The organism is Nocardia sp. N2S4-5, assembly GCF_044628355.1.
Taxonomy (GTDB): Bacteria; Actinomycetota; Actinomycetes; order Mycobacteriales; family Mycobacteriaceae; genus Nocardia; species Nocardia wallacei_B.
In genome coordinates this window covers 7,817,990-7,837,405 of the sequence record NZ_JBIUPM010000001.1, presented here as the reverse complement: position 1 = coordinate 7,837,405, position 19,416 = coordinate 7,817,990, and the positions used below count along the sequence as shown (strand labels likewise).

At 69.1% G+C, this 19,416-nt stretch carries 16 protein-coding genes; 6 read left to right on the top strand and 10 right to left on the bottom strand.

The features are described 5' to 3' along the window. Position 1: 1 nt before the first annotated feature. Genes ACFMRZ_RS36145 through ACFMRZ_RS36135 form a run of 3 tightly spaced genes read right to left on the bottom strand, consistent with a single transcriptional unit; the run spans position 2 to position 2,537 of the window. Positions 2 to 751: an SDR family oxidoreductase gene (locus ACFMRZ_RS36145; RefSeq protein WP_400182633.1), complete on the bottom strand. Its 750-nt coding sequence runs from the start codon at positions 749 to 751 to the stop codon at positions 2 to 4. Then, positions 748 to 1,965, bottom strand: a complete 1,218-nt coding sequence (locus ACFMRZ_RS36140; protein WP_400182632.1) for an NADH:flavin oxidoreductase — start codon at positions 1,963 to 1,965, stop codon at positions 748 to 750. Before ACFMRZ_RS36140 ends, ACFMRZ_RS36145 begins: the two co-directional genes overlap by 4 nt. Further along, on the bottom strand, positions 1,962 to 2,537 hold the full coding sequence (locus tag ACFMRZ_RS36135) for a TetR/AcrR family transcriptional regulator (RefSeq protein ID WP_400182631.1): 576 nt from the start codon (positions 2,535 to 2,537) through the stop codon (positions 1,962 to 1,964). The genes ACFMRZ_RS36140 and ACFMRZ_RS36135 overlap by 4 nt, the downstream gene beginning before the upstream one ends. 111 nt (positions 2,538 to 2,648) lie before the next feature. Here ACFMRZ_RS36135 and ACFMRZ_RS36130 point away from each other — a divergent pair, with 111 nt between their 5' ends. Next, a complete protein-coding gene (locus ACFMRZ_RS36130; RefSeq protein WP_280273626.1) occupies positions 2,649 to 3,044 on the top strand; it encodes a hypothetical protein in 396 nt (131 codons plus the stop codon). A 149-nt stretch (positions 3,045 to 3,193) separates the two neighbouring features. Further along, entirely contained in the window at positions 3,194 to 3,424 is a 231-nt protein-coding gene (locus ACFMRZ_RS36125) for a hypothetical protein (RefSeq protein ID WP_400182630.1), read from the top strand. A 175-nt stretch (positions 3,425 to 3,599) separates the two neighbouring features. On the opposite strand, the gene ACFMRZ_RS36120 is transcribed toward ACFMRZ_RS36125, so the two are convergent. The 4 genes from ACFMRZ_RS36120 to ACFMRZ_RS36105 all read right to left on the bottom strand — a co-directional run bounded on the left by ACFMRZ_RS36120 (position 3,600) and on the right by ACFMRZ_RS36105 (position 8,582). Then, complete coding sequence (locus ACFMRZ_RS36120) at positions 3,600 to 4,712, bottom strand: DUF4041 domain-containing protein (protein ID WP_400182629.1); 1,113 nt, start codon at positions 4,710 to 4,712, stop codon at positions 3,600 to 3,602. Beyond that, complete coding sequence (locus ACFMRZ_RS36115; protein ID WP_400182628.1) at positions 4,709 to 5,977, bottom strand: hypothetical protein; 1,269 nt, start codon at positions 5,975 to 5,977, stop codon at positions 4,709 to 4,711. The genes ACFMRZ_RS36120 and ACFMRZ_RS36115 overlap by 4 nt, the downstream gene beginning before the upstream one ends. Before the next feature lie 249 nt (positions 5,978 to 6,226). Beyond that, a complete protein-coding gene (gene glpK / locus ACFMRZ_RS36110; RefSeq protein ID WP_400182627.1) occupies positions 6,227 to 7,747 on the bottom strand; it encodes a glycerol kinase GlpK in 1,521 nt (506 codons plus the stop codon). A gap of 73 nt (positions 7,748 to 7,820) precedes the next feature. Further along, positions 7,821 to 8,582 carry an IclR family transcriptional regulator gene (locus tag ACFMRZ_RS36105; RefSeq protein WP_400182626.1) on the bottom strand — a complete coding sequence of 254 codons (762 nt, stop codon included), beginning with the start codon at positions 8,580 to 8,582 and terminating at the stop codon, positions 7,821 to 7,823. Positions 8,583 to 8,838: 256 nt separating this feature from the next. Here ACFMRZ_RS36105 and ACFMRZ_RS36100 point away from each other — a divergent pair, with 256 nt between their 5' ends. The 3 genes from ACFMRZ_RS36100 to ACFMRZ_RS36090 are packed head-to-tail and all read left to right on the top strand — an operon-like array spanning position 8,839 to position 12,922. Beyond that, positions 8,839 to 9,648 carry an MIP/aquaporin family protein gene (locus ACFMRZ_RS36100; RefSeq protein ID WP_400182625.1) on the top strand — a complete coding sequence of 270 codons (810 nt, stop codon included), beginning with the start codon at positions 8,839 to 8,841 and terminating at the stop codon, positions 9,646 to 9,648. A 45-nt stretch (positions 9,649 to 9,693) separates the two neighbouring features. Beyond that, positions 9,694 to 11,214 carry a glycerol kinase GlpK gene (gene glpK, locus ACFMRZ_RS36095; RefSeq protein ID WP_280270486.1) on the top strand — a complete coding sequence of 507 codons (1,521 nt, stop codon included), beginning with the start codon at positions 9,694 to 9,696 and terminating at the stop codon, positions 11,212 to 11,214. Positions 11,215 to 11,245: 31 nt separating this feature from the next. After that, on the top strand, positions 11,246 to 12,922 hold the full coding sequence (locus ACFMRZ_RS36090) for a glycerol-3-phosphate dehydrogenase/oxidase (RefSeq protein WP_400182624.1): 1,677 nt from the start codon (positions 11,246 to 11,248) through the stop codon (positions 12,920 to 12,922). 121 nt (positions 12,923 to 13,043) lie between these two features. On the opposite strand, the gene ACFMRZ_RS36085 is transcribed toward ACFMRZ_RS36090, so the two are convergent. Together ACFMRZ_RS36085 and ACFMRZ_RS36080 are read right to left on the bottom strand one after the other, a co-directional pair. Next, positions 13,044 to 13,457, bottom strand: a complete 414-nt coding sequence (locus ACFMRZ_RS36085; protein WP_280362548.1) for a protease inhibitor I42 family protein — start codon at positions 13,455 to 13,457, stop codon at positions 13,044 to 13,046. Between the two features lie 153 nt (positions 13,458 to 13,610). Then, positions 13,611 to 14,417 carry an SAM-dependent methyltransferase gene (locus ACFMRZ_RS36080; protein ID WP_400182623.1) on the bottom strand — a complete coding sequence of 269 codons (807 nt, stop codon included), beginning with the start codon at positions 14,415 to 14,417 and terminating at the stop codon, positions 13,611 to 13,613. A 108-nt stretch (positions 14,418 to 14,525) separates the two neighbouring features. Between ACFMRZ_RS36080 and ACFMRZ_RS36075 the strand changes: the two genes are divergently transcribed. Then, complete coding sequence (locus ACFMRZ_RS36075; RefSeq protein ID WP_280362549.1) at positions 14,526 to 16,691, top strand: bifunctional diguanylate cyclase/phosphodiesterase; 2,166 nt, start codon at positions 14,526 to 14,528, stop codon at positions 16,689 to 16,691. 188 nt (positions 16,692 to 16,879) lie between these two features. Here the strand turns inward: ACFMRZ_RS36075 and ACFMRZ_RS36070 are convergent, their stop codons facing one another. Further along, the gene (locus ACFMRZ_RS36070) at positions 16,880 to 18,913 is read right to left on the bottom strand and encodes a LuxR C-terminal-related transcriptional regulator (protein WP_400182622.1); all 2,034 of its coding nucleotides are present in this window, start codon (positions 18,911 to 18,913) and stop codon (positions 16,880 to 16,882) included. Positions 18,914 to 19,416: the final 503 nt, after the last annotated feature.

The window sequence follows — 19,416 nt, the reverse complement described above, 5'->3', positions numbered from 1 at the left end:
ATCAGCCCAGGGTGGATCCGGCGGTCATGCCGCCGTCGGCGACGAACTCCGCACCCGTGCAGTAGCTGGACTCCGTGCTTGCCAGGTACACCACCAGGGAGGAAATCTCCTCGGGCGCGCCCAGTCTGGTCAAGGTGTTCGCCGTGCGGTCGATGGCGACCGTGCCCGGCTGGGCTCCGATCATCGGCGTGGCGATGCCGCCCGGGTGTACCGAGTTGACCCGGACGCCGAAGGGCGCGAGTTCCAGCGCGGCCGACTTGGTCAGCCCGCGCAGCCCGAACTTCGACGCCGTGTAGCCGTGCATGCCCGCCACCCCCTGCATGCCCGCGGCCGAGGAGATGTTCACCACCGCCGCCGGAGCGGCCGCGACCAGCGCGTCGCGGGCCGCGGTCAGGCCGAGGAACGGCCCGGTGAGGTTGACCGCCAGAATGCGCTGCCACCGCTCCTCGGTGAAGTCGCCCAGTGCCCCGCCGTCGAGCAACCCGGCATTGTTGACCAGCACGTCGAGCTTGCCGAACGCGGCCACCGCGGCGGCCACCGCGACGTCCCAATCGCCCGAACGGGTGACGTCCAGCGGCACGAACACCGCGCGCTCGCCGAGTTCGTCGGCGAGCTGCTTGCCCGCCTCCGCCGCGATGTCGCCGAGCACCACGCGGGCGCCCTCGCCGACGAAGGCGCGGGCGTGCGCGGCGCCCATCCCCGAGGCCGCACCGCTGATCAGCGCGACGCGTCCGGACAATCGTCCCGTCATATGTGCTCTCCTTCGACGCTGTCCCCGGACAGTGACGGCAGCGGTACCGTGCGATCCGGCCGGTAGACGCAGCGGGTGCGGTCGTAGATCGTCGGCATGCACCGGTTGCAGTGGATGCAGGCCGAGCGGGTGGTCGCGTCGGATCGGATGCGGTGCAACAGATTCGGTTCACGCAGCAGTGCCCGGCCCATCGCCACGAAGTCGAAGCCCTCCGTCCGCGCGGTCTTCATGCCGTCCAGATCCGTGATGCCGCCCAGCAGGATCAGCGGCATCGACAGCTCGCGGCGGAACTGGCGGGCCCAATCCAGCAGGTAGGTATCACGGTACGGGTACTCCTTCAGGAATACCCGCCCGACCGCTCGCATACCCCAGCGCGCCGGAGTGGGCAGGGCCCGTGCGAACTCCCGCCGCGGCGCATCGCCGTGGAACAGCAGCATCGGGTTCAGCAGCGAACTGCCGGCCGTGAGTTCCAGCGCGTCCAGCGCGCCGTCGGCCTCCAGCCAGCTCGCGACCTGGAGCGACTCGGGGACGGTGAGCCCGCCGCGGACACCGTCGGCCATGTTCAGTTTCGCCGTCACCGCCAGTCGGTCGCCGACGGCTTCCCTTACCGCACAGGCGATTTCGCGGGCCAGCCGAGCGCGGGCGGCCGTCGACCCGCCGTAACGGTCGCGGCGCCGGTTCAGCAGCGGGCTCAGGAACGAACTCACCAGATAGTTGTGACCGAAATGGATTTCCACCGCGTCGAATCCGGCCTGCTCGGTCAGCCGGGCCGCCTCGGCGTGCGCGGCGATCAGCTCCTGGATCTCGGCCTCATCGGGAACGTGCATGGGGCGCATGCCGAGCGGGCTGAACAACCGGCTCGGCGCGAGTGCGGGCGCGCGGTTGGAGGCGGCGTTGGCGACCGGCCCGGCGTGCCCGATCTGGGCGCTCACCGCCGCGCCCTCGGCATGCACCCGATCGGTCAGCTTCCGCAGTCCCGCAACGGCTTCCGGTCGCATCCACAGCTGATGGCGATCGGTGCGGCCGCCCGGCGCGACCGCGCAGTAGGCGACGGTGGTCATGCCGACGCCGCCCGCCGCGACCTCCCGGTGGAATTCGATCAGGTCGTCGGTGACCAGCGCGTCGGGAGTGCGGGCCTCGAAGGTGGCCGCCTTGATCACCCTGTTGCGCACCGTGATCGGGCCGAGCCTGGCGGGGGTGAAGATGTCGGTCATCGCTCGCCGCCCGCGGGTGCGGTCAGCCCGGCGATCACGAAATCGCGCAGTGCGGCCACCGATCGCGGTGACGGCGGGCGTTCGTGCGCGCCACCGAACCGCATGATGATCATTTCGAAGGCCAGCATCCAGCGGCGGCCGCCGTCCGCGGCGGGCAGGCCGGGCAGCAGACCGGCCCACGCGTCGATCCGGAACCACGGCTGCCGCCACTCGCCGCCGTGCCGGCCGAGCACGAACTGGGCCAGCAACCGCAGGTGCAGCCGGCCCACCGGATCGGCGGACAGCTCGAGGAACGGCGCGAGCACCGCCTCCACGAGGTCCGGAACCGGTGCGCCCGCCGCGGCCAGCGCCGACATCCGATCCGACCACAGGGGTCCCAGCCGGTCCTCCAGCAGCGCCGTCACCAGCGCCTCCTTCGACCCGAAGTGGTAGTGCACCGCGGCCGGATTCGCCTGTGCCGCAGCGCAGATGGCGCGCACGGAGACGTCGTCGTAACGCTCGGTCAGCAGGAGCCGCTCCGCCGCGGCCAGCAGCCGCTCGCGGGTGCCCACCGCCGAGACCTTCTCGCTCATGCCCGCCAGTCAAGCACATGTTCAATCATTGTTTCAATCACTGATTGAAATCTGTCCGGTCTTACCTCACGGGTAATCGCCTCGGCGCGCCGCGGCGAGCATGCTCGAACCATGACATCGACTCAGGAATCGCGCGCCGATCGCACCCTGGCCGCGGCGCTGCGGGGACTGGCGGCCGGCCGGATCGTGCTGGGTGCGGCGTCCCTGCTGGCGCCCCGGCAGCTCGGCCGCGCACTCGGCATCCGACTCTCCCCCGAATCCGTCTACCTCACAAGGATTTTCGGTGCCCGAGCGGTGGCACTGGGCCTCGGCTACCTGACCGCGCCCGCGGCAGAGCGGCGACGCTGGCAGCGCATCGCCCTCATGGTGGACATCATGGACACCACCCACGGCGCGGGACACCTCGCCCGCGGCGACGTCGCCCGCTCGGCGGCGGTACCCCTGGTCGCCCTCACCGGCAGCTACATGGCGGTCGGAGCGACCCGCCTCGCCCGCGACCTGCGCTGAGCGATCAGCGCCGGGCCGCCGCGGAAGCCCCGCACGGCACCCTCTACTCTTGGGCGCGCAATCGCGGCGAACGTCGGCCGAAAACCCGCTTTACCTGGACAAACGACCGACATCCGCCGCGTCCGATCACGAATTGAGGAGGATATTCCATGCGATTCGTCAAGACCGGCGCCGCCGCCCTCGCACTGACCGGCGCGGCCGTACTGAGTTCCGGAGTAGCCCACGCGGACGAGACCATCACCGTCACCACCAATCTGCTGGGGTGCTCACTCGAGAACAACGTAGGCGTGAGCGTACTGGCCGGCGTGCGGCCCGGCACGGCCCTCACCGTCTCCGACGACGTATACGCCGACCTCCAGACCCACGGCTGCCTGGACTGACCCGGCAAAGACCCCGCCCGCCGCGTGCCGCGGCGGGCGGGGTCGTGCATTGGTGCGGATTGTCGGCCAGGCGGCGAAATCGAGCGAGAGGCTATTGAGAGGGGCGGGCCCCGGGCGACCCGGTTCGCATACGACGTGATCCGCGGCCATTGGCGTATTTCATGAACTGTCAAAATTACTTGTCAGATGGGACACCCATCGAAACACTTAGCCTATACTGTTCCGCCTCGGGCTCAGCAGTGAATTCGATAAGGTGTCCCGCGATCTCCGCGAGTTGGTCCTTGACCTCGAACGGTGTGGCATAGAAGAACTCTCGCCGAAGATTGATGCGATTGACCCTGCGATCCGCGAACCGTCTGTGAAGTTCCGCTTCGACCGTTACGGCATCCTCCGAAAAGAAGAGGGCGTGTACGTCGAACCAGAAGGGTACCGACGCGTCACCCAGTTCGCGGACGCGGTCCATAGGCTCGAGTCGACGGGTAAGACCGATTTTGACGATTCCTGGGCCGAAGGCTCCTAGGTTGCTGATTACGTATACGTAGCCTGCTCGGATATTTGCGATCCGGTAGTCGTTACGTTCAATGGCTGCATCGACGTCGGCGAGCTTCGCTTCGATACCCTGGCGGTCGGGAGCTGACGTACCGAGTGCCGCAAGCACGTTCAAATAATGATGACGTTGCTTGTCGAGTCGTTCTCGTTCGGCTTCCAGCTCCTTCTGCGCGAGCGCTTCCTCTCGCAGCCGTTCCCGCTCTTCCCGAGCAGACTCCTTTTCTTTTTGTTTCTTCATCAGAAACTCGGCGGTGAGAGTGAGTTCCTCAATGCGCAAGTTGTGATAGCCGGGACTGACGCGCATGTCCATCATCGCGCCGAGTCGTGCCACCGCTGTGGCAGATTTCTCCAGTCGCGTGATCGCTGCACGAAGGTTGCCCGCCTTGACATAACGTATACAGTTCTCGGCTTCGGCATTGTACGCGCGCAACATCAACTGAGCCAGGTCGCTGGTCATCTTCTTTCCCTTGGCAAGGGAGTTGTCATAGATGAACCCCGGCGAGGTCTCGATCGCGGCCTTGTTTCGGATCAGTTCTTTGAGCACTTCGCGGATTTTCGCAAGACGTTCGCCGTATGCAGTGGAGCCTTCGAGCGGATGTTGATGCGTATAGAACCCCGCCGCCACAAAGTCTGCGTCATTTTGATCTTCGATCTGTTGCAAGCGCACTCGCAGCTCATGGTTCTCTGCCCGCAGACGGATCAATGCGCCAGATCGGTCGCGCACGGGGTCGGTGGTCATCGCCGGACTCCGCTGGATGTTGCGATCGGAATCAGCGCGAATGGATTTTTCGAGACGAGCGCGCGCAGGCCGGTCAGGGCAGCCGCCGGCTCGACTTCGGCCAGGTTCAAGTCCAGGAACTGCTTCCGAGACACCGCTGCGGCGACAAAAGGCACCTCGGCCGGATGACCGGTCGCCGGATCGACGACGGCAGTTGCCACAGTGAGGGAGATGGATTCGATGCGCTCAGCGCGGTCTGCCTCGAAGATTTCATGCAGTGAACGCAGAGCCACCGACGTCACTGCAGTGTTGTAGCGCAGACGCTGATCTTTCTGCGACACAGGCGTTTCCCTGTTCTCGTCCGATGCAGTGATGTATTTGACCTGCTTGATCGAGGGCACAGAGTCGGGCGCGGGCACGGTGACCGACAGGGTCAATTCACGTAGCCCACCGTCGAAGGTGTAGTCGTAGTCGACGGGGAATCCGTCCGGATACGTCGAGTTGGACAACACAATTCCGACGTATTCGTCAATAGCAGCAGGCTGGTCAGCAGCCAGTCGTGCAATGAGGTCGTCGACACGAGCGTTGTGTTGGGCGATAGCGGCCTCGTGCTGTCGGCACTGCTCCTCGTAGTCGGCGCGGGCTCGGCTCAGCCGCTCATGACGCACGGCTTCCAAGCCTTGATGCTCGGCCTGCAACCGTAGATTCTGCGCAGGAATGTCGACTTGCACGTGGTGCAGCCACGCGGTGTGCTCTCGCTGCCACCGTTGGTGCGCGACCGTGACCTGTTGCTCGTGCTTGCCCCTTCCGAACAGCTTCCCCAGCCCAGCCGGTTCGGGTGGCAGCGTGAACTGTGGCTCGGGTGGTGCTTGCACCCACGCCGGATGAGGGACAGGCTCAGCCAGGATCCCCGGGGCGAACTCGGGGTGTTCAGCGGTGCGACGAAGGGTCTCGAGATCGACGTAATCGTCAACGTCGAGGGTCGCAGCCAGTACGGTGTCGATCTGGTCATAGATTTCCGCATATCGGGTCGTCGCGGCCTCCGCTTCGCTGACCCGCCGGTCACGATATGCCCTTAGCGCCGCTGCCTCCGCTGCACGCCGTTCGCTTTCATGCGCGCGCGATAGCGCAGCGCGCGCCCGCTCTTCATGTTGGCGAGCTCGCTCAGCCTCGCGCACTGCGTGGTTATGCGCGCGCACGGCCGCGGCATGCTCCCACTGCCGTCGCTGCTCCGCAACTCTCGCTTGGTGTTGCATCTCCGCGAAAAAGCCCCGCTTGCGGCCCACAGTCGATCCGCCTCTCATTTAGCGAGCTTCAGACGCACCGCCCCGGACGCGTAAGTCTCGTTACCTCGCTAATTGATTGCCACCCTCGAAACGTTACGCGGACTCGCCGGTGGATCGGCGCCTTCCTGCCTGCGTTCGTCAAAGCGGGTTGGGACCACGCTCCCACGCCAGCCATCTCGAGTTACCACCTCTCCATGCGGCAGCCTCGCTTCGGCCCATCCGGGCAGGACCGAAGTTCTGCTCGACGGGCTATCGACGGGGTTCAGGAAGGGCGGGGCGGGCCCAGCCGTAGGTGAGGGATACGGCGCGTTGCCAGTTGGCGTATTCGGACTCGCGGAGGTGGGGGTCCATGTGGGGCAACCACTGGGCGGCTACTCGCCAATTTCCGCGCAGCCCTTGCAGATCCGGCCAGTAGCCTACGGCCAGGCCGGCGGCGTAGGCGGCGCCGAGGGAGACGGTTTCGGCGACGAAGGGGCGCATGACCGGGGTGTCGAGTACGTCCGCCACGATCTGCATCAGCAGGTTGTCGGAGGTCATACCGCCGTCCACGCGCAGGGCGCGGGCCTGCAGGCCGGAGTCGGCGTTCATGGCGTCGACCACCTCGCGGGTCTGCCAGGCCGTGGCCTCCAGTACCGCGCGGGCCAGGTGGCCCTTGGTGACGTAGGAGGTGAGGCCGATCAGCAGGCCGCGGGCGTCGCTGCGCCAGTGCGGGGCGTACAGGCCGGAGAAGGCGGGGACGAGGTAGCAGCCGCCGTTGTCTTCGACTGTGCGCGCGAGGGTTTCGATTTCCGGAGCGGTCGCGACCAGCCCGATGTTGTCGCGCACCCACTGCACCAGCGAGCCGGTCATGGCGATCGGGCCCTCCAACGCGTACACCGGTTCGTCCGCGATCTGATAGCCGATCGTGGTCAGCAGGCCGTGCTCGGAGCGCACCAGTTCGCTGCCGGTGTTCATCATCAGGAAGCCACCGGTGCCGTAGGTGCACTTGGTTTCCCCACGGGCGAAACAGGTCTGGCCGAACAGCGCCGCGTGCTGATCACCCAGCGCGGCCGCGATCCGCAACCCCGGCACCGGGTGGCGGACGGTGCCGAACGACGCGGTCGAGGGCTGGATGCGCGGCAGCATCGCGGCGGGAATTCCGAAGAACCGCAACAACTCCGGAGACCAGGTACGGGTCGACAAATCCATCAGCAGGGTGCGGCTGGCATTGGTGACGTCGGTGACGTGCAGGCCACCGTCCACGCCGCCGGTGAGGTTCCAGATCAGCCAGCTCTCCATGGTGCCGAACAGCACCTCACCGCGTTCGGCCCGCTCGCGCAGGCCGGGCACGGTGTCGAGTAGCCACCGCAGCCGCGGCGCGGCGAAGTAGGTGGCCAGCGGCAGGCCGGACAGCTCCCGGATGCGCTCCGTCCCGGTCGCGCTCTCGAACCCCCGGACCAGTTCCTCGGTGCGCACGTCCTGCCACACGATCGCGCGGCCGACCGGAACTCCGGTGCGCCGATCCCACACCACGGTCGTCTCGCGCTGGTTCGCGATCCCCACTGCCGCAATCTGTTCCGCACTCACCCCGGCGTCCCGGAGCACCTGCGGCAGGATGCGCTCCACATTGCGCCAGATCTCGGCCGCGTCCTGTTCGACCCACCCCGGCCGCGGGTAGTACTGCCGGTGCTCGCGCTGCGCCACGCCCACCAGCCGGGCGCGCTGGTCGAACAGGATGCACCGGCTCGAGGTCGTGCCCTGGTCGATCGCCAGCACGTATCGCTGCGTCATGCGCGGCCACTTCCTATCGAAACATTCTGAGCGGCAACATATTCCGTACTGGAAACGCCCATGCGGCGGGCCGTCATTGCGCCCCGAGTTCCCGCGACACCGCACCCGCGGCCTCGCGGACGTACCCGACCAGCCGCGCCCGCGGCCGCAGCCGCGCGTCACAGAGCCGGTCCACCACCCCCGCGACCCCGATCGCCCCGACCACGAGCCCGCCGTGGGAGCGCAGCGGCGCGGCGAGACCGGCTGTGCCGGAACGGAACTCCTCGATCTCCGCCGCCCATCCGGCCTGCCGGACCGCGGCGATCTCCCGAGTCAGCGCGTCGGGGTCGGCGAGAGTGCGGTGGGTCAGCGCGACCGGTGTCCCGCGCAGCACCCGCGCGGCCAGATCCGCGTCGGCGGCCAGCAATACCTTGCCCAGCGCGGTGGCGTGCGCGGGCAGTTCCTGCCCTACCTCCAAGGCCTGCTCGGTGTTGTCGGGACGAAATACGTGGTGCACCACCACGACACCGTCCCCGCCCGCCCGCGCCGCGATCCGCACCGCCTCGCCGGTTCGGGCGGCCAGCCCGTCGGCCCAGTTGATCGCCCGCGAGCGCAGGTCGTTCGGATCGAGGTAGCCGGTGCCGACCTCGCGCAGGGCCGCGCCCAGCCGATATTTGCCGCTGTCGTGATCCTGCTCGACGAACCCCACGTCCCGCAGGGTGCGCAGGATGCCGTGCGCGGTCGGTTTCGCCAGCCCGAGCGCCCCGGCGATCTCGCCCACCCCGAGGCGGCCGGAGCGGGCGAGCAGGCGCAGCACGGCCGCCGCGCGCTCGATCGACTGAATCGGACCCGGCATGCACGCAACCTAACTCGCCACCGCGGATTCGGCGGCGCCGAACACGCGCACCGGCCCGGCGTTGCCGCGACCACGCGGTGTGACCTGGGCCGTCCCCTGCTGACCACGGTCGGACGGTAGCCTTCGCGACGAGCACGCTCCACCCGTCCTGTTCGACATTGTCGAACGACCACGGTGTTCGAGGCGGCGCCGCGGCCGTAGCGTCGCGGCCAGGACGGTCGCACCGGGGCGGCCGACGGCGGACGGAGGCTCAACGGTGAACTTCGGGTCGATCTTCCTCAGCGAGGCGCTCGGCACGGGCGTGCTGGCCCTGCTCGGCGTGGGCGTGGTCGCCAACGTGCTGCTCGCGAAGACGAAGGGCTTCGACGGCGGCTGGCTGCTGATCAACTTCGGCTGGGGGCTGGGCGTGTTCGGCGGCGTGTACGTCGCCTACAAGACCGGGGGCCACCTCAATCCGGCCGTCACGATCGGGATCCTGTTCAGCGGCGCGGACGAGTACGCGCCCGGCATCGCGATCACCGCCGCCACCACGATCGCCTATGTCGCCGGGCAGCTGGTCGGCGCGTTCCTCGGCGCGACCGCCGCCTATCTGGCCTACAAGAAACACTTCGACGCCGAGCCGGACGCCGGGAAGAAGCTCGGCGTCTTCGCCACCGGTCCCGAAATCCGTTCCTACCGCTGGAATTTCGCCACCGAGGTGATCGCCACCTTCGTGCTGGTGCTGGTCATCATCGGCATCGGCCACACCCCGAGCGGGCTGGGCCCGCTGGCGGCGGCCCTGCTGGTGGTCGGCATCGGCGCGTCACTGGGCGGCCCCACCGGGTACGCGATCAACCCGGCGCGCGATCTGGGCCCGCGGTTGGCGCACGCGGTCCTGCCGGTGACCCGGACCGCGGCGACTCGGGTTCCCGCCACGGCGGGCGTCGGCGCGCGAGCGACCGGGGAGCCCGCGGAAGGCCCCGCGCCGCAAGGCAAATCCAACGACTGGGCCTACGCCTGGGTGCCCGTGCTCGGCCCGCTGGTCGGCGGCGCGCTCGCGGGCCTGGTCGCCGCCGCCGTCTTCTGATCCCGTATACCCTTCTCCCCCATCACTTTTGCGAAAGGACCCACGATGACCCGGTATGTCGGAGCCATCGACCAGGGCACCACCAGCACTCGCTTCATGGTGTTCGACCACGGCGGCAACGAAGTCGCCCGCTGGCAGCTGGAGCACGAGCAGATCATGCCGCGCGCCGGATGGGTCGAGCACAACCCGGCCGAGATCTGGGAACGCACCAGCACCGTCATCAAAACCGCACTGGCACACGCGGATCTGACCGCCGAGGACCTGGCCGCGGTCGGTGTCACCAATCAGCGCGAGACCACCATCGTGTGGAACCGGCGCACTGGGCGGCCCTTCTACAACGCCATCGTCTGGCAGGACACCCGCACCAACCGCATCGTCACCGACCTCGAGCGCGCCGGCCACGCCGACACCATCCGGCACAAGTCCGGTCTGCCGCCCGCGACGTACTTCTCCGGCGGGAAACTGAAATGGATCCTGGAGAACGTCCCCGGCGTGCGGGAGGCGGCAGAGCGCGGCGACGCCTTGTTCGGCACCTCCGACACCTGGGTGCTGTGGAACCTCACCGGCGGTCCGCGCGGCGGCAACCACGTCACCGACGTCACCAACGCCAGCCGCACCATGCTGATGAACCTCGAGACGCTGGACTGGGACGACGAACTGCTGGAACTGTTCGGGGTGCCGCGCGCGATGCTGCCCGAGATCCGGCCCTCGGTGAATCCGGACCTGTTCGGCACCACCTCCGCCGACGGCCCGTTCCAGGCCGAGGTGCCGATCGCGGGCGTGGTCGGCGATCAGCAGGCGGCCACCGTCGGCCAGCTGTGCTTCCGCCCCGGCGAGGCCAAGAACACCTACGGCACCGGAAACTTCCTGCTGCTCAACACCGGCGAGGAAATGGTGCGTTCGGAGCACGGCCTGCTCACTACCGTCGCCTACCAGTTCGGCGACCAGCGGCCGGTGTACGCGCTGGAGGGTTCGATCGCGGTGACCGGCTCGGCGATCCAGTGGCTGCGCGACCAGCTCGGCATCATTTCCGGTGCGGCACAGAGCGAATCGCTGGCCCGGCAGGTCGAGGACAACGGCGGGGTGTACTTCGTCCCGGCGTTCTCGGGCCTGTTCGCGCCCTACTGGCGTTCCGACGCGCGCGGCGTCATCGTCGGCCTGTCCCGCTACAGCAACAACGCGCACTTGGCGCGCGCCGCGCTGGAGGCCATCTGCTATCAGACCCGTGACGTCGTGGAGGCCATGCAGGCCGACTCCGGCGTGCGCTTGGACGTGCTGCGAGTGGACGGCGGCGTCACCGCCAACGAGTTGTGCATGCAGTTGCAGGCCGACTTCCTCGGCGTGCCGGTGTCGCGGCCGGTGGTGTCGGAGACCACCGCGCTCGGCGCCGCCTACGCCGCCGGGCTGGCGGTCGGTTTCTGGAAGGACGTCGACGAACTGGCCCAGAACTGGCAGGAATCCAAGCGCTGGACCCCGACATCGAGCGAGGAGCAACGCGAACGCGGCTACGCGCGATGGAAGAAGGCAGTGGCCCGCACGCTCGACTGGGTCGACGTCGACGACTGACCCGTACGGAACACGAGAGAGAAATACCGCTGTGACAACACAATTGGACCCGCAGTACCGGGCCGACGCGCTGCGCTCCCTGGGCCGCGACGACATCGACGTCCTGATCATCGGCGGCGGTGTGGTCGGCGCCGGCGCCGCGCTGGACGCCGCCGCACGCGGCCTGACCACCGTCGTCGTGGAGGCCCGCGACTGGGCGGCCGGGACCTCGAGCCGCTCCAGCAAACTCATCCACGGCGGGCTGCGGTATCTGGAGCAACTGGACTTCGCCCTGGTACGGGAGGCGCTGAAGGAGCGCGGCCTGCTGCTGAACCGGCTCGCCCCGCACCTCGTGCACCCGGTGCCGTTCCTGTTCCCGTTGCGGCGGCACTGGGAACGTCCCTACATCGGCGCCGGGGTCGCGCTCTACGACACCCTCGGCGGCGCCCGCGCACTGCCCATGCACCGGCATCTGAGCCGTTCGCGCGCACTGGAATTCGCGCCCGCGCTGCGCGAGGACGCCCTGGTCGGCGCCATCCGGTATTTCGACGCCCAGGTCGACGACGCGCGGCACACCATGATGCTGGCCCGCACCGCCGCCCAGCACGGCGCCACGGTACTCACCCGCACCAAGGTGACGGCATTGCTGCGCGACCACGATCGGGTGGCCGGCGCGACGATCACCGATCTGGAGAGCGGCCGCACCTACGACGTGCGGGCCCGCAGCGTGATCAGCGCGACGGGCGTGTGGACCGACGAGATGAACGCCATGACCGGCGTGGACTTCCCGTTCCGGGTGCGCATGTCCAAGGGCGTGCACATCATGGTGCCGCGCGCGCGGCTGGACCTGCGCACCGGCCTGATCATGAAGACCGAGAAGAGTGTGCTGTTCGTGATCCCGTGGCGCGCGCACTGGATCATCGGGACCACCGACACCGACTGGTCGCTGGACCGCGACCACCCGGTGGCGACCGCGACGGACGTGCGCTACATCCTCGATCACGTCAATTCGCTACTGCGCGAACCGATTTCCGAGGACGACATCGTCGGCACCTACGCCGGGCTGCGGCCGCTGCTGTCGGGCGCCTCGGACGAGACCTCGAAGCTGTCGCGCGAACACGCGGTGGCCGAACCGGTTCCGGGCCTGTTCGTGATCGCGGGCGGCAAGTACACCACCTACCGGGTGATGGCCGCCGATGTGGTCGATGCCGCGGTGGCGGGCTTCGGGCGGGCGGTGGCGCCGTCGGTGACCGAGAGTCTGCCGGTCCTGGGCGCGGTCGGCTATCACGAATTGCGCGCCGACGCCGAGACGGTCGCGCGGCGGGCGGGGTTGCCGGTCGAGACGGTGACCCATCTGCTCGAGCGCTACGGCTCGCTGGCCTCCGAGCTGATCGCGATGATCGACGCCGCGCCCGAACTGGGCATGCGGTTGCCGGGCAGCGGCGACTATCTCGGTGTCGAGGCGGTGTACGCGGTCACCCACGAGGGCGCCCTGCACCTGGACGACATCCTCACCCGCCGCACCCGCATCTCCATCGAGGTACCCGACCGCGGCCTGGCCGCCGCCGAGGTGGTCGCCGACCTGATCGCGAGCCATCTGCGCTGGGACGACGCCACCAAGACCGCCGAACTGGCCCGCTATCGCGACCGGGTCCGGGCCGAACTCACCGCCAACGAGGCGGTCGACGACGTGTCGGCGAACGCGGCTCGGTTGGTGGCGGTGTCCTGACGAGACGGCCCCGACACGAACACATCCGGCCTGGGCGGTCACGAATCTTCTCGTCGCGGCACGTGTTGCCGCGACGGCGCGAAAAGTGTCCGCCCAGGCCGGATGTCGTTGTGCGGCAGGCTCAGTTCACGGTCACGTCGAGCGAGAACTGCTGTGCCGGGGCGGGGTCGCCCGGGCGCACCGACACCAGGGTCAGGTGGCTGGCGCCGCGGTCCCCGGCGGTGAAGGCCCACACCGAGTTGCCGGGGCCGCCGGGCATCAGGTCGCCCGGGTTCTGGCGGAACTGCGGCTCACCCTCCTGGTGCAGCACGGCCTGGTCGATCTCGGCGACCTGCCAGCGGTAGCCGGTGGACGGGGTGTCCGGCAGCGCCACCACCAGTTCCTGGCCGGACGACAAGGTGACGGCCTGGCCGTCGGCGTCCGCGCCCAGCATCACCGGTTCGGCGATCGGCGCGGCGCTCACGCCGGGCAGCGGGTCGGCCGCCGCTATCACGCTCGGCCCACCGGCCGCCAGCGCCAGTCCGAACACAACCATCAGCAAAGGTGTACGCACCACAATCCTTCCAATTACGTCGAGGCGCTCACACCTTACAGTCGCCGCCGCCGCGGTCGGCCGTGGATCCGCGAAAACGACTCGGCACCAATTGCTTCCATCCAGCACGACCGCTCGGACCAGCACTTCCCGCGGTCATTCCTTGCGCGCGAGACCCCCGTACGCGCCGGACATCTCGGGCCGCTCCCCGACGTCGGCGGGGTTCTCCGGCCGCCACAGCGGCAGGTGCACCAGGCCCGGCTCGAGCAGGGGCCAGTCGCCGAAGAAGGCCGCGATCTCGTCCTTGCCGCGCAGCACGATCTCGGTGGAGGTGCGGCCGGAGAGTTTCTGCGCCTCCAGCACCTCCGCGGGCTGCCCGTCCGCGGTGGCGTGCGTGATCGCGATGTAGCTGCCGGGCGCGACCGCCTCCTGCAGCCGCGCCACGCAACCGCCCGGGTCGGCGTCGTCGGGCACGAAGTGCAGCACCCCGAGCAACAGCACCGCGACCGGCTGCGCGAAGTCCAGCAACCGGGTCACCTCCGGATCGGCGAGAATCGTCTCGGGATCGGCCATATCGGCCCGCACGACGCTCGCGCGCTCGTTCCCGGCGAGGATCGCCTGGCTGTGCGCGACAGCGACCGGATCGATATCGACATAGACCACCCGTGATTCGGGATTGCGCGCCTGCGCCACCTCGTGCACGTTGCCGACCGTCGGAATGCCCGAACCCAGGTCGAGGAACTGCGTGATCCCGGCGTCGACCAGATCACGCACGCACCGGCGCAGCAGATCCCGGTTGGCGCGCATGGTCTCGGCGACGTTCGGGGTGAACGACTCGATCTGCCGGGCGAGCACGCGATCGATCTCGAAATTGTGCATGCCGCCGACGAAGAAATCGTAAACTCGCGAGGCGCTGGGCCGGTCCAGATCAATTCCCTCGGGCGCCCAACTCGGTCTGGTCATCGCGCAACCTCTCTGCACCGGAAAACGAAGCATCGCAATCGTATTCGAGCAACCTTCGAAACGTATGCGGTTCACACGCGGCGACGCCGCCGACTAGGATCGAATCTTATGGCGTGGGAAGGGTCCGACGACGTCCTGCACGCCGATCTGGCCGAGCGGTGGGCGGCCGCCCTCGGTGGCGGGGCCCGCGATCACGTCGTGCCGCTGAGCGCCGCCGAGGTACGCGACCTGTTGACCGGACTGGCCGCCGACCTGCACGCGGTGTCCCGCAGCGGCGGCACCGTGCGCGCGGCCGAGGCCGGCGGCCGGCTGGCGCGCGCCCATTTCGTCGGCGACGAGGTGCTGGGCCGCAGCATCGCCGTGCTCAGTGACCACTTCGCGGCCACGGGGGTGAGCGCGCACCGGGCCGCGGAAGTGCTCGCCGCCTTCGCCTCCGGCTACGTGCGGGCCTTCCGGGCGTGGCTGCTGAGCGAGCAGGAGAGCGTGCATACCGCGGTGCTGGCCGCGCGGGAGCTGGCCGAACAACGGTTGCGTACCAGCGAGGCGCGGTTGCGGGCGGTGTTCTCGCAAGCCGGGATCGGCACCGGACTGTCCGATATGACCGGCCGCATCATCGAGGTCAATCACGCCTTCGCCGCGCTGCTGGGCTACCGGCCCGAGGAGATGGCCGAACTCAACGTCGCCGAACTGACCCATCCGGACGACCCGCCGGGCATGTGGCAGCTGTACGCGGGCGTGCTGCGCGGCGACCACGACAACGTGCAGTTGGAGAAGGCGTATCGGCACCGCGACGGCCACACGGTGTGGACCAACATCAACGTGTCGCTCATCCGCGACGAGCAGGGCCTGCCGCAGTACACGCTGGTACTGGTCGAGGACATCTCCGAGCAGCGCGTGCTGCGCGAGCGGCTGCACTATCGCGCCCACCACGACCCGCTCACCGGGCTGGCCAACCGCAGCCGCTTCTTCGACGCGCTGGCCACGGCGTTCGCCGATCCCGACGCCCGGGTCGGCCTCTGCTACGTCGATCTCGACCACTTCAAGAGCGTCAACGACACCTTCGGCCACGCCGCGGGCGACGAACTGCTGACCCAGGCCGCGGCGCGCCTGAGCGCCTGCATCACCGAGCCGGATCATCTGGTGGCGCGCATGGGCGGCGACGAATTCGTGGTTCTCGTGCCCCGCGCGGCCAGCGGCGGCGATCTCGCGCGACTGGCCCGCACCGTACTGGACGCGTTCACCCGGCCGTTCGACATCCACGGCCACCGGCTCAACGTCAGCGCCAGTGTCGGGGTGACGGTGCAGCGCGCCGGGCACACCAGCACCGACGAGTTGCTGCAGGCCGCCGACACCACCATGTACTGGGCCAAGGCCGACGGCCGCGGCCGCTACGCGATGTTCGACGCCGACCGCCGCCGCCGCGAGCACACCCGCGCCGAACTGTCCGCGGCGATGCCCGCCGCGCTGGGCCGGGGCGAGTTCTTCCTCGACTTCCAGCCGATCGTCGCGCTCAGCGGCCGGGCGCCGGTGGCGGTGGAGGCACTGGTTCGCTGGCGGCATCCCGACCTCGGCGTGCTGACCCCGGCCCGGTTCGTGGAACTCGCCGAGGACGGCGGGCATATCGGGGCGCTCGGCGCGGTGGTGCTCGCCGACTCCTGCCGCGCCGCGCGCGACTGGCAGGACACCTACGGGCCGCGCACCCCGGTGCTGAGCGTCAATGTCTCGGCCGCGGAGGTGGCCGACCCGACCTGGCTGGACCGGGTGCGGCGGACCATCGACGACACCGGAATCGACCCGCACCGGCTACAGCTGGAGCTCACCGAGCGGGCGTTCATGCACGCGGCGGGGCGGCCGCTGCAGGCCCTGCGCGCGCTCACCGAGGCCGGGGTGCGCATCGCCATCGACGACTTCGGCACCGGCTACTCGAATCTGGCCTATCTCGGCCGGCTGCCGCTGCACGTGGTCAAGCTGGCCGGGCCGTTCATCCACCGCATCCGCACGCCCGGCACATCCAGCCGCAGCGACCTGCTGGTGCTGCAGAGCATCATCGATCTGAGCCACGAGCTGGGCCTGACCGTCACCGCCGAATGCGTGGAGACCCAGCACCAGGCCGAGCGGCTGCTGGACATGGGCTGCGATACCGCGCAGGGCTGGTACTTCCACCATCCGATGCCGTCCGAGCAGATCGCGAAGGTGCTGGCCGAGACCGAATTCACCTGGCCGCCTGCACTCTTCGAGCCCGGCTTCCCCGGCTCCCCGGACCCGCGGCCCTGACCGCGCGGCCGCGATACTCCGCGAGCCGCGCTGACCAGGGCCGCCCCGGATCTCCCGACCAAACCCGCACCCGCCGGCACGTCGTGTTGCACACTTATTCACTATGCTCACGATCTACTACGGCTTGTTCCTCCTGCTGCTGGAGGGCGAGAAGCTCCTGGAGCAGATCCTGCGGCAGTGACACCGGCTCATACCGCCTCCGTCCGCTCCGGCTCGCTCCCGCCGAGCACGACCGCCAGGTCGGTGCGGCGGGTGACGCCGAGCTTGCGATAGACGCGAGTGAGGTGCTGTTCGACGGTACTGGTGGTGATGTGCAGATCCCGCGCGATATCGCGATTGCGGCAACCCGCCGCCGCCAGCCGCGCCACCTTCAGCTCCGACGGGCTCAGCGTGTCCAGCGCCCCGCGCGGATTATCGGTCGGCGGCACCGAGTGCAGGCCCGGTCCGCGGGCGCCCGCCAGCCGGGCCCGCAGCGGTTCCGCGCCGCACTGCTCGGCCAGCCGCAGTGCCCGCCGCGTCGCGGTGCGCGCCCGATCCCGTTCCCCGATATCGAGATATGCCTGCGCGAGATCGGCCAGCGCCGTGGCCAATTCGAGCATGTCGGGGCCCGCCGCGGCGATTTCGGTCGCCTTGCGCAACAACCCGACCCGCTGCGCGGGCGCGCTGGTGGCGGCGACCAGTCGTAACGAGGTCGCGCCGCTGGAATGACGGGTGGCGCCGCGAATGTGTTGCACGTGCGCCGCCGCCCAACTGCGCGCCGCGGACAGGTCACCGGCCGCCAGATACGTCTCGGCCAGATCGTTGCGCCAGGCCGCGATGCCCGGAATATCCATGCGCCAGGCCCGCATTCGCTCGCCGCACAGGGTGAAGTCCGCGCGCGCCGACTCGTGGTCGCCGATGGCGAGCCGGTAGCGGCCCCGCGCGCGCAGATAGTGCAGGCCGATCCGCGACAGCGGCACCGTGTCGGGCAGTTCGGTGTCGAGGTAGGCGGCGGCCTCGCGATAGCGCCCCGCCGCCGTCGAGGCCTCCACCAGGCTGGCGACCGCCAAACCCGCGTAGGTGCCCAGACTTTCGCCGCGCACCCGGCCCAGCGCGCTGCCCGCGTGACCGATGGCGGCGTCCAGCGAGCCCGCGCGCACGAACATCGCCGACCGCCAGATCGCGAAGATCGACTGCCAGGCCGGCGCCCGCCGCGCCGCCGACTCCAGCATCAGCGACTCGCACCAGATCGCCGCCGAATCCAGCCGATCGCTGTAGACCATGCCGTCGAGCACCATCAGCAGCGCGCCGAAGGTGGTGTCGTCGAGGCGGTGCGCGCGCACCAGCCGCTGTGCCCGCGCCATCGCGTGGTCGCACGCACCGTGGGTGAACACGTCCGACAGCAGGCGGGCGGCGTCGGCGTCGGACTCGGCCCAGCCGCTGCGCAGATATGCTGCGGCACGGTCGGTTTCGCTGCCGCCGATCGGCGCCTCGGAGCCGTCCAGCAGCCCCGGATAGTGACAGGCCAGCCATTCCCGCAGCGCCGACCAGCCCGCGATGCCGGTCTCGTCACCGGCGCGGGCGGCCGACCGTAGTAGTCGCAGCGCCACCGCGGCGTCGTCGGTGCGGCCGTGCCACAGCAGGTATCGGGCCGCCATGGGCAGGCACGCCACCGGCATCGCGCCGCCGCGCACCGCCACCAGCAGCCGCGCGAAGCTGCGGTTGGACGTCGACGGGTTGAGCCGCCAGCGGACCATCGCCAGCATCATCAGCATGACCGCGCGGTCGGCGTCGTCGTCGGAGAGCCGGCAGGCCAGTTCGAGATAGTCGATGGCCCGGTGGATCTCGTCGTCGGCGATGGCGTCCTCGGCGGCCGCGCGCAACACCGGCACCGCCCACGGCATCCGGATATCGTCGGCGCCGAGCAGGTGATCTGCCACCCGCACGGCGGGCGCGCCGCCGTCCTCGAGCACCTCGGCGATCCGGCGGTGCAGCCGCTGCCGCACCGTCACCGGCACCTCGCGCAACACCGCGTCGCGGACGTCGCGCCGCCGGAACTGCGCGTACGCCACCAGATTCGCCGCGGTCAGCTCGCGCACCACCGCGGCCACCGCGGCCGGTTCCGCGTCCAGCACGCGCGCCAGGATCCACAGCGCGGTCGGCTGATCCAGTACTGCCAGCAGTTGCGCCACCCGAACCCGTCCGGCGCCGCCTCGGCGCAGGTAGGCCAGTGCCGCCGGCACCGGCCAAGGTCGACCGCGCCCCCCGACAGAAACGGTCCCACCCGTAATTCTCTGTTCCGATTCTGCGATTCTTTCAACTGCTACCAAGGGAAGCACCCTTACCCAACAGACCAGTCGCGGATTTGTTGCGGCCGGTAACGGATACGGTACGAGGACCCCGGCGTCCACCGTTCGTCATGGTAATCGTGCGAACGACCGAAAGTGTTCACAGCAATGTCCGGTAACCACACCGCGAACGCGGTATCCCGGCGGCGAAATTCGTTGGAACATCCCATGTTTGGGCCGCATTAGCTTGATTTCCCCCCACGCTCCGACCGAGTCCGACAGAACTCGTTCATCGTAAATTATCCACGTCCGCCGGAAAAATGGCGACTCGTACGCACACGCCGATCAGGCGTATCGGAGAATCCGATACGCCCGGTCGGGATCGATATGTTTTCTCGAATTGCGCGCTGTCGGCGTCAGCCGCCCTTCCGACCCGAGCGGCGGTCTTCACCGGCCCC

Excerpts from the sequence above, each read along its gene's own strand:
- ACFMRZ_RS36130 (WP_280273626.1), top strand. The coding sequence starts at position 2,649 with ATGACATCGACTCAGGAATCGCGCGCCGATCGCACCCTGGCCGCGGCG.
- glpK (WP_400182627.1), bottom strand. The coding sequence starts at position 7,747 with ATGACGCAGCGATACGTGCTGGCGATCGACCAGGGCACGACCTCGAGC.
- ACFMRZ_RS36125 (WP_400182630.1), top strand. The coding sequence starts at position 3,194 with ATGCGATTCGTCAAGACCGGCGCCGCCGCCCTCGCACTGACCGGCGCG.
- ACFMRZ_RS36080 (WP_400182623.1), bottom strand. The coding sequence starts at position 14,417 with ATGACCAGACCGAGTTGGGCGCCCGAGGGAATTGATCTGGACCGGCCC.
- glpK (WP_280270486.1), top strand. The coding sequence starts at position 9,694 with ATGACCCGGTATGTCGGAGCCATCGACCAGGGCACCACCAGCACTCGC.
- ACFMRZ_RS36085 (WP_280362548.1), bottom strand. The coding sequence starts at position 13,457 with ATGGTTGTGTTCGGACTGGCGCTGGCGGCCGGTGGGCCGAGCGTGATA.
- ACFMRZ_RS36135 (WP_400182631.1), bottom strand. The coding sequence starts at position 2,537 with ATGAGCGAGAAGGTCTCGGCGGTGGGCACCCGCGAGCGGCTGCTGGCC.
- ACFMRZ_RS36140 (WP_400182632.1), bottom strand. The coding sequence starts at position 1,965 with ATGACCGACATCTTCACCCCCGCCAGGCTCGGCCCGATCACGGTGCGC.
- ACFMRZ_RS36120 (WP_400182629.1), bottom strand. The coding sequence starts at position 4,712 with ATGACCACCGACCCCGTGCGCGACCGATCTGGCGCATTGATCCGTCTG.
- ACFMRZ_RS36105 (WP_400182626.1), bottom strand. The coding sequence starts at position 8,582 with ATGCCGGGTCCGATTCAGTCGATCGAGCGCGCGGCGGCCGTGCTGCGC.
- ACFMRZ_RS36145 (WP_400182633.1), bottom strand. The coding sequence starts at position 751 with ATGACGGGACGATTGTCCGGACGCGTCGCGCTGATCAGCGGTGCGGCC.
- ACFMRZ_RS36075 (WP_280362549.1), top strand. The coding sequence starts at position 14,526 with ATGGCGTGGGAAGGGTCCGACGACGTCCTGCACGCCGATCTGGCCGAG.